Genomic DNA, 7,808 nt, shown 5'->3' with positions numbered 1-7,808 from the left:
GCCGATGGTACTGCACTCGGGAGGGTGTGGGAGAGTAGGACGCCGCCGGACTTAACGTTGAGAAAGGCCCACCCTTCGGGGTGGGCCTTTCTTCGTTTCTGGACCTTTTCAGACTCCGGGCTGGGTCTGGAGCGCTTTTCACAGCGCGTTTCTGACAGCGTTTCCGGACCGCGGTCAGCGCCAGGATTTCAGAACCCGATCGATGTCGGTCCGGATTCGTTCGCGGGCCTCGTCGCGGGGCACCCCGTTCATCAGCATCTCGTCGTAGGCCGTGTCCTCGTGGCGTACCGACGCGACGACGGCACGGGTCACCGCGTCCGGGTCCAGGGCTCGGCCGGCGGCACTGCGGCCCACGCGTCCACTGCCCCGTGTGCCGGTGTGCAGACTGATCGCCTCGGCACGCTCCGGCGGGCAGCCCGGGAACAGATGGACGATCGACGCGGCGAGCTCGTACTGGAAAGTCTCGTCTGCTGCTTCACGGCGTACCCGATCACGATCTCGCCGACGGGCCCGGGCGTCCTCGTCGGAGAGGCACTCCTGCTCGGCCTGTTCGATGGCGGCACGCTCGACCAGCAGGCCCTGACGGTCGTACCGCTTGCGGGACCGGTTGAACCGGACCACCACCGCGGAGAGGCGGCTGGCCTTCTTGGCCCGGCGGGTCATCGCCGCGTCGCCGGCCGCCAGGAACTCCAGGTGGTCCAGGTCGGCGCAGGTCAGGCAGAGCGGCCCGGCCTCCTCCATGGTCAGCATGTCGCCGCTGGTCTGCCCGCAGGAGGTGCAGGTGAAGTCCTTCGCGGGCAGCACCACGACCAGGTCCGGCGCCTTGCTCTTCTTGGCGGTCAGCTTCTCCCGCTGCTGGTCGGTCATCGCGGCCGGCGTCCAGTGCGTGCGGTAGGCGAGTTCCACCGCGGGTGTGCCGTCGGCGGTGAACCGGAGCGGCCGTCGGTCCCGCATCGCGGAGAGGTACTCGACCTCGCTTGATCGCAGGCCCCGGCTCGCCGTCCAGCGGTGGAAGATCTCCAGGGTGTCGGCGAGGCGTTCCGGGGACACCGCCGCGATCGCCTCCAGCGTGGGCCGGCGGCCCTGCCGCCAGTCCGTCACCAGGCCCGGCGGCACCCAGCCGAGACCGGTCAGCACGTCGAGTGGGCTGACGTACTTCTGACGGTCCAGCGCCTGTTCGGCAGCGGTCACGATCCGGCGTTCCAGCTTCGAGACGGGCTGCATGGACGGCACGCTACCCGCGCCCTCAGATGCCGGCCACAAGGTATTCGCGTATCTGGCGCCGTTCGCGATGATCACGTGCAGCCAGGTGCTGAATCACGACCTGCCCTCGAACGTGCCGATGTTGCGGGCGACTCCCAGGACTGCTGCGAGTAGCCGGTGTTCGGGCGGCGGACGCCCCACGCCGGACGTTCGTCACCGGCCACGACGGGGGACCGCCCGGAACAGGTGGTCGGGCCGGGCCGTCGCGGGCCGTCCACCGCCCGAAACCCGCACCGGAACGGCCCGGCCTTGCCAGGATGACCGTATGAAGATCGTGCGGTGGTTCCTGGACGGCCGGTTCGCCCGGATCTACCTCTCACTCGTCGCCGCGCTGACCGTCCTGGGCGTCGTCGAGGTGTACGTCCTCCACAGCGACTTCCCGTTCCTGCCCGGTATCGCGATCGTCGTGGCCGCGCCGGTGGGCGTTCTCATCGAAACCTACGCAAACATGGACTTTGTCGGGTTCGTGCTGTCCGCGGCGGTGGGGGCGCTGGTGAACGTCGCGGTGGTGAACGGACTACGGGCGGCCGTCCGTCGCCGCCGGGGGTTCAGGACGGCAGGTTGAGCGTACGGAAATCGACGTATTTGAAGTTGGTGCTCGTCCGGCCGCCGTCCGGGGTGTTCTCGCCGTCGTGGAGCACCAGAAGGCCCCGGGGGTAGCCGGGTAGGGGCGTGGAGGTCACCGCGGCGCCGTCGGAGTGCTGAACGCCGTCGGTGGCCGGGCCGTCCGTGACGGTGAAGATGCTGATCGGCCGGTTGTCGCGCCGGTCGTAGACGAAGAACCGGCTGTCACCCTGACTCGACACGATCAGGTAACCGCCCCGGCGACCGGTCGGGTAGATGGTGGCACCCTCCACGTCCGCGGTGATCCGCCCACCGAACCCGGGGTCGTTCGCGGTGTCCACGACGCACTCCTCGGTCTCGGCGTCGTAGGTTGCCGGCGTGCCGTACGACGAGACGCGCTCGACGATCCTCGGGATGCTGCTGAAGACGCCACCCTCGAGGTTGATGCGCCACAGTGCGACATCCTCCTGGGCGGCGTAGAGGACACCCGCCTCCGCATCCACGACCATGCCTTCGACCTGCGGCTCCTCACCCGGCTCGGCACACGGCGACCAGTTCGTGCCGTCCGGCAGCCGGAAGGTGCGCGGCAGATCCAGAGTGTCCGACGTCCGGTAGGTGACCTTCCCGTTGCGCTCCTCGAGACGGAAGATGCCCAGCCGGGTGCTGTGCCGGCGGCTCACCACCGCGTAACGGTCGTAGACGGCGACACCGTAACCGGTGGCCTGCTCCTCGACCTCGGACTGATCACGGGAGAACAGCAGCGGGGCGTCCGCGGACGTGATGTCGGTCAGCCCGGACGGGTCGATCTTGTAGATGCGGAGTTTGTCCAGACCGCGGTCGGTCACCACCGCCACGTCGACCTTGCGCTTGCCGAAGGTGAACCCGGTCAGGATGTCGACGTTGTTGAAACGGCCACCCTCCGGTGTGGCGATCGACTGGACCTCCCGGCCGGCCAGGTCGTAGACCCGCAGACCACCGTTCTTGGCCGTGCCGATCACCAGGCTCCGCGACCGGTCCGCAGCGTTGATCCAGATGGCCGGATCGTCGGCGTTCGCATCCCCGCCGGCCTCGTCGTCGAACAGCGCAGGCGTCTCCACCGTGGCCGTGATCTCCCGAACCGGCCGCGCCGATTCCGCGAACGCGGGCACCCCGGCGGCGAGCGTGGTCAGGGCCACGAAGGCGGCGATACCTGTACTCCGTTGCATGACTCCCGAGCATCCCCGAAAAGCCTGACGGATTGATGGACGCTGCCTGAACATCACCAGGCTGTTACCCAGTCGTGATCACCCGGGGAGGGCGCTTATCTCGGAGGCGCGTCCGCGGGGGTGGGTGCAATGATTGCGGGGCGAGCCGAGGTCGGTACTCTGACAGCGGCGGGCCGCTAGCTCAATGGCAGAGCTGTGGACTTTTAATCCATAGGTTCAGGGTTCGAGTCCCTGGCGGCCCACTCAGTTTCGCAGGCCAGCGCCGGTGTCACCGGCGCTGGCCTGTTCTGTTTCCTCAGGCGTACAACAGGGGTGCCATGGTCGAGCGTGTGATCGCCGAGCGGCTGCTTCTGCTCGACGCGGTCGGCCACATGTTCCAGCTGACCCGTGCCTCCTGTTCGGCGGGGAAAGTGTCGTCGATGGCCGGCTTCGGCATCAGCGGCTGAGGGTGGCGACTAGCAGGTTCGGGTCCTGCTGGGTGCTGTAGGCGGCGCTCGGCACGAGCAGTGTGCGGCCGCGTACCGCGACGGAGGTCGGGTTGGACAGGCCGTCGGCGGCGGTCAGCAGGACCTCGGTGCGGGGCCCGGTGACGCGGACGACCTGGTTGACCGTGTTGAGGGCGGCGATGATCTCGTCGCCGTGGCCGGTGAAGGTGAAGTCGTCGATGCCGGTCAGGCCGGTGGCCACCACGCGGGCCGGGCCGAGGCCCTTCGCGCCGAACGGCAGGCGCAGGATGGTGCCTTCGTCGAGGTTGGAGGCGTACACCGCGTGGTTGTGGATCTTGATGCCGTTGACCCCGAGCAGGCCGTCGGCGGCCAGCGCCGGGTCTGAGCTGACGGTACGGACCCGGCCCTTCGGGGAGACGGTGTAGACGGTGCCCTTGACCGAGTCCGTCACGTACAGCAGGCCGGTGGACGGGTCCCGGGTCATGCCGTTGGGCAGGCCGTCGGCGGGCAGTGCGGCGAGGAGACGGGGCCTGCCGCCTTCGGTGAACGTCCAGATGCCGGTTTCGGTGGAGCCGGTGGCGTACGCGACATAGAACGTCCTGCCGTCCCGGACCAGGCCGGTGACCAGTGGGAAGCCGAGGACCGGTGTCGTCGCGGCGGCGTCGGCGGGCGCCGGCAGGGTGGCCAGGACGCGGATGCCACCGTCGGCGCCGATCCGGGCGACCTGCCGGCTGCCGGCGAAGGTGACGTCGACGCTGCCGTCCCGGTCAAGGACGATGTTCTCCGGCATCTGCCCGGTCTTCAGGTCGAAATGCACGGCGATCCGCGCGTCGACGACGGCGCGATGTCCCACCGTGCTGATCGACGCGACCGGGCCGACCGGGCTGCCGAGGGTGGGCGCTCCGAAGGCCACGGCGCCGCTGAGAAGGCCGGCGACGGTCACGGTCATCAGGGCGCGGCGGCTGAGAGTGATGTTCACGAGGTTGCTCTCCTGCTTTCGAGGGTTCTGGCCGTTCGAGACTGCGCCCGGTGCGCAGGGCGGCAACAGACCCGCTTGTGGCTACCCCTGGCAGGTGCAGGCACGGCGTCGTCAGCCGGCCGTCAGCTGACGATCCGGGGATCGGGAGCTTCATTTGATGCGATCTCCCCATGAGAAGAACCCGCAGGCGGCTGCTCGTGGCCGCCGGAGTGCTCGTCCTCGGCGCGGCCGCCACTCTGGCCGCCGTCGACCGGTGGATCGACACTTACGTCGACCCGATGGAGGACGACGTCCGGAACGCGGGCTACGTCGAGAAGGTCGTGCAGGTCAACGACGTGGGCCTCAGTTTCGTCGAGGGCCCGGACAACGGCCCGCCGCTGGTGCTGCTGCACGCCCAGCACATGGACTGGTACAGCTACAACCTCGTCCTGCCGGCCCTGGCCGCGTCGTTCCACGTGTACGACGTCGACTATCCGGGGCACGGCGGCACCACCGTCCCGGACGACTATCCGATGACGGCGAACCGGATCGGCGCGGACCTCGGCGACTTCATCGACGATGTCATCGGCGAACCGGTCTTCGTGACCGGTAACTCGTCAGGTGGGCTGCTCGCCACCTGGCTGGCCGCGAACCGGCCCCGGTCGGTGCGGGCCGTAGTCCTGGAGGATCCGCCGCTGTTCACCTCGGAGGCGGGATATCCGTCGCCGACCCTGGCCGATCGTTCCTTCACCACGGCGGCCGATGCGGTCCGGGACGGCACCGACGACTTCCTGCTGTACTGGATCGAGGCCTCGTCGGCGTTCTTCGACAAGCACGTGGCGCCGGGATCCGCCTGGTTCCTGCGTCAGGCGATCACGTCGTACCGTGAGGCCGGCCCGGATCGGCCGGTCGAGCTGGGCATCGTCGCCAACGACACCGTCCGGCAACTGCTGCGGGGCCTGGACCGGTACGACCCGCGCTTCGGTGCGGCGTTTCACGACCGGACCTGGAATGCCGGCTTCGACCACGCCGAGGCGCTGGCCCGCATCGAGGCTCCCACCCTGCTCCTGCAGGCGGACACCGAGTTCCTGCCCGACGGGACGCTGAACGGTGCGATGGGCCCCGAGGACGGGAAACGGGCAGCGTCGCTGCTCAGGAATGGCGAGTACCGGGTCGTCAACGCCACCCACGTGATCCACCTGGCCGAGCCGGAACTGTTCGTGAGCCTGCTCGAGGAGTTCCTCCTCCGCGAGAGCATGCCAGGATGAGGACATGACGACGCGGGTGCTCGTCGTCGACGACGACGAGCGGATCCGGGCGATGCTCACCTCGACCCTGACCTTCGCGGGCTTCACGGTGGAGTCCGTCTCGTCGGCTGCCGAGGCGTTCACCCGGATCCCCGAGGGCCGTTTCGACGTCGTCCTGCTCGACGTGATGATGCCCGGAACGGACGGTTTCGAGGCCGTCCAGCTGATCCGGCGCCACGACGGGAACCTGCCGGTGATCTTCCTGTCCGCGCGGGACAGCGTCGACGACCGGGTCCGTGGGCTCCGGCTCGGCGCCGACGACTACATCACCAAGCCGTTCAGTTCGGCCGAGGTCATCGCCCGGATCGAGGCCCGGACCCGACGGTCCGACCGGCCGGCGACGCTGCGGTGCGCGGATCTCGAACTCGACGCGGACCGGCATTTCGTCCGGCGTGGTGGCCAGGACCTCGAACTGTCGCCCACCGAGTTCCGGCTGCTGCGGCTCCTGCTGGAGAACAAGGGCCGGGTGCTCTCCAAACGGCAGATCATCGACCGGATCTGGCAGTACGACTTCGGCGGGGACACGAACATCGTCGAACGGTTCATCTCGAACCTCCGCCGCAAGATCGACGACGACCGCCCGGCGATCATCCGTACGGTGCGCGGCTTCGGCTACAGCATCGACGATCCGGAATGACCGTGCGTTCGATCCGCGCCCGGCTCACCATCACCCTCAGCGCGTCGGCCGCCGCGGTGATCGCCCTGTCGTTCGCGGCGAGCGTGGCCCTGATCTCGGCGTTCCTGCACCACCGGGACGCCGGGCAACTACGGTCGGTCGCCGCACGCCTGGAGACCGGCTTCACCGCCATCGGGGCGACGGTGATCGACGAGCGGGCCCTGCGCGACCCCACCGCCAACAGCGTCCACACCATGCTCGTCACCACGGCCGGACCCGTCGGCGCGGACGGTCTCGACGCCGGGGCGCTCACCGGTCTGGCCACGGCGGGACCGGCGGAACCGGTGACGGTGGCCGACCGCTATCTCGCCCTCGGCATCGACATGCGCGACCGCGGGCTGCGCTACCGCGCCCCGGACGGCGTCGAGACGCCGGCCCTGCGCATCGTGGTCTTCCTCGACACCGCCGACCGCCGTCAGACGACGCTGGGCATCGTCACGGTGATCGCCGGCGCCTCCACCGTGGCCGTGGCCGTCTTCATCCTCCTCGCCGTCCTGATCGTGGGCCGGGGTCTGGCACCGCTGCCGGCCATGGCCGAACGGGCGGAACGGGTCGCCGCCGGGGACCGCACCCGTCGGCTGCCCCTGGGCCGGGGCGACCCGGCGATCGAACGACTCGCCCGGACGGTGAACGCGGCGTTCGACGCCCAGCAGGACGCCGAACACCGGATGCGGGCCTTCATCGCGGACGCCTCCCACGAACTGCGCAACCCGCTGACCGCGGCCACCGGCTGGGTCGAGCTCTACCTGAACGGCGGGCTGTCCGACGAGGGCCGGCTCACGGACGCCCTGCAGCGGGTGGACAACGACCTCGGCCGGATGCGGCAGCTCGTCGACGAACTCGCGCTGCTGGCGCGTACCGATGCCGGCCGGCCGTTGGAACAGCAGCCGGTGGACCTCCGTGCCGTCGCCGAGGACGTGGTCGCCGACCTGCGCGTCATCGCACCGGACCGCCGGATCCGGCTGGAGGCGGAATCCGCCGTCGTGCTGGGCGACCACGCGCGGCTGAGCCAGGCGCTGAGAAACCTGGTCGGCAACGCCGTCCAGCACACACCGCCCGACGCCACGATCACCGTGACGGTCGGCGGTTCCACCGGCGAACACCGGATCCAGGTGGCCGACACCGGCCCCGGCATCCCCCCGGAACACCTTCCGCACCTGTTCGAACGGTTCTGGCGCGGTGACCCCGCCCGAACCGCCCCGGGAGGCTCGGGCCTCGGGCTGTCCATCGTGCAGTCGATCGCGACGGCACACGGAGGCTCGATCCGGGTGGCGACCGGCGCCGGCACGGTCTTCACGCTCACCCTGCCCGCCTTCCGGCATACAGAACAGGTCAGCGCCGGTGGACCCGGTGCTGACCCCTGAGGCAGGCGGCGCAGCAGGGCTGGAG

Annotated in this window: 8 protein-coding genes and 1 tRNA gene; 6 read left to right on the top strand and 3 right to left on the bottom strand. The window is 69.6% G+C overall.

Annotated features, from left to right (window positions below):
- Positions 1 to 174 precede the first annotated feature (174 nt).
- Positions 175 to 1,224, bottom strand: a complete 1,050-nt coding sequence (locus WH85_RS41050) for a DUF2293 domain-containing protein (RefSeq protein ID WP_045747576.1) — start codon at positions 1,222 to 1,224, stop codon at positions 175 to 177.
- A 304-nt stretch (positions 1,225 to 1,528) separates the two neighbouring features.
- On the opposite strand from WH85_RS41050, the gene WH85_RS41045 reads away from it, so the two are divergent.
- The gene (locus WH85_RS41045) at positions 1,529 to 1,828 is read left to right on the top strand and encodes an SCO4225 family membrane protein (RefSeq protein WP_045747575.1); all 300 of its coding nucleotides are present in this window, start codon (positions 1,529 to 1,531) and stop codon (positions 1,826 to 1,828) included.
- Here the strand turns inward: WH85_RS41045 and WH85_RS41040 are convergent.
- Positions 1,812 to 3,032, bottom strand: coding sequence for a phytase (locus tag WH85_RS41040; protein WP_052721171.1), 1,221 nt, complete (start codon positions 3,030 to 3,032; stop codon positions 1,812 to 1,814). The two genes, WH85_RS41045 and WH85_RS41040, sit on opposite strands and share 17 nt — an antisense overlap.
- 170 nt (positions 3,033 to 3,202) lie before the next feature.
- Between WH85_RS41040 and WH85_RS41035 the strand changes: the two genes are divergently transcribed.
- Both WH85_RS41035 and WH85_RS53925 read left to right on the top strand, forming a co-directional pair.
- Positions 3,203 to 3,274 (top strand) — tRNA-Lys (locus WH85_RS41035).
- Positions 3,275 to 3,349: 75 nt separating this feature from the next.
- Positions 3,350 to 3,478, top strand: a complete 129-nt coding sequence (locus WH85_RS53925; RefSeq protein WP_281179141.1) for a hypothetical protein — start codon at positions 3,350 to 3,352, stop codon at positions 3,476 to 3,478.
- On the opposite strand, the gene WH85_RS41030 is transcribed toward WH85_RS53925, so the two are convergent.
- Entirely contained in the window at positions 3,468 to 4,457 is a 990-nt protein-coding gene (locus WH85_RS41030) for an SMP-30/gluconolactonase/LRE family protein (RefSeq protein WP_211275604.1), read from the bottom strand. The genes WH85_RS53925 and WH85_RS41030 overlap by 11 nt on opposite strands.
- Before the next feature lie 170 nt (positions 4,458 to 4,627).
- On the opposite strand from WH85_RS41030, the gene WH85_RS41025 reads away from it, so the two are divergent.
- Genes WH85_RS41025 through WH85_RS47850 form a run of 3 tightly spaced genes read left to right on the top strand, consistent with a single transcriptional unit; the run spans position 4,628 to position 7,783 of the window.
- On the top strand, positions 4,628 to 5,704 hold the full coding sequence (locus WH85_RS41025; protein ID WP_045747574.1) for an alpha/beta fold hydrolase: 1,077 nt from the start codon (positions 4,628 to 4,630) through the stop codon (positions 5,702 to 5,704).
- Positions 5,705 to 5,708: 4 nt separating this feature from the next.
- On the top strand, positions 5,709 to 6,380 hold the full coding sequence (locus WH85_RS41020) for a response regulator transcription factor (RefSeq protein WP_045747573.1): 672 nt from the start codon (positions 5,709 to 5,711) through the stop codon (positions 6,378 to 6,380).
- Positions 6,377 to 7,783: a sensor histidine kinase gene (locus tag WH85_RS47850; RefSeq protein WP_052721170.1), complete on the top strand. Its 1,407-nt coding sequence runs from the start codon at positions 6,377 to 6,379 to the stop codon at positions 7,781 to 7,783. Before WH85_RS41020 ends, WH85_RS47850 begins: the two co-directional genes overlap by 4 nt.
- The last annotated feature ends 25 nt before the right edge of the window (positions 7,784 to 7,808 follow it).

Origin of the sequence: Actinoplanes rectilineatus (assembly GCF_000962825.1) — a bacterium.
GTDB lineage: Bacteria > Actinomycetota > Actinomycetes > Mycobacteriales > Micromonosporaceae > Actinoplanes > Actinoplanes rectilineatus.
This window is presented reverse-complemented; position numbering and strand designations above follow the sequence as displayed.

Coding starts and splice junctions, on each gene's coding strand:
- WH85_RS41020 (WP_045747573.1), top strand. CDS start 5,709: ATGACGACGCGGGTGCTCGTCGTCGACGACGACGAGCGGATCCGGGCG.
- WH85_RS41040 (WP_052721171.1), bottom strand. CDS start 3,032: ATGCAACGGAGTACAGGTATCGCCGCCTTCGTGGCCCTGACCACGCTC.
- WH85_RS41045 (WP_045747575.1), top strand. CDS start 1,529: ATGAAGATCGTGCGGTGGTTCCTGGACGGCCGGTTCGCCCGGATCTAC.
- WH85_RS41050 (WP_045747576.1), bottom strand. CDS start 1,224: ATGCAGCCCGTCTCGAAGCTGGAACGCCGGATCGTGACCGCTGCCGAA.
- WH85_RS41025 (WP_045747574.1), top strand. CDS start 4,628: ATGAGAAGAACCCGCAGGCGGCTGCTCGTGGCCGCCGGAGTGCTCGTC.
- WH85_RS47850 (WP_052721170.1), top strand. CDS start 6,377: ATGACCGTGCGTTCGATCCGCGCCCGGCTCACCATCACCCTCAGCGCG.
- WH85_RS53925 (WP_281179141.1), top strand. CDS start 3,350: ATGGTCGAGCGTGTGATCGCCGAGCGGCTGCTTCTGCTCGACGCGGTC.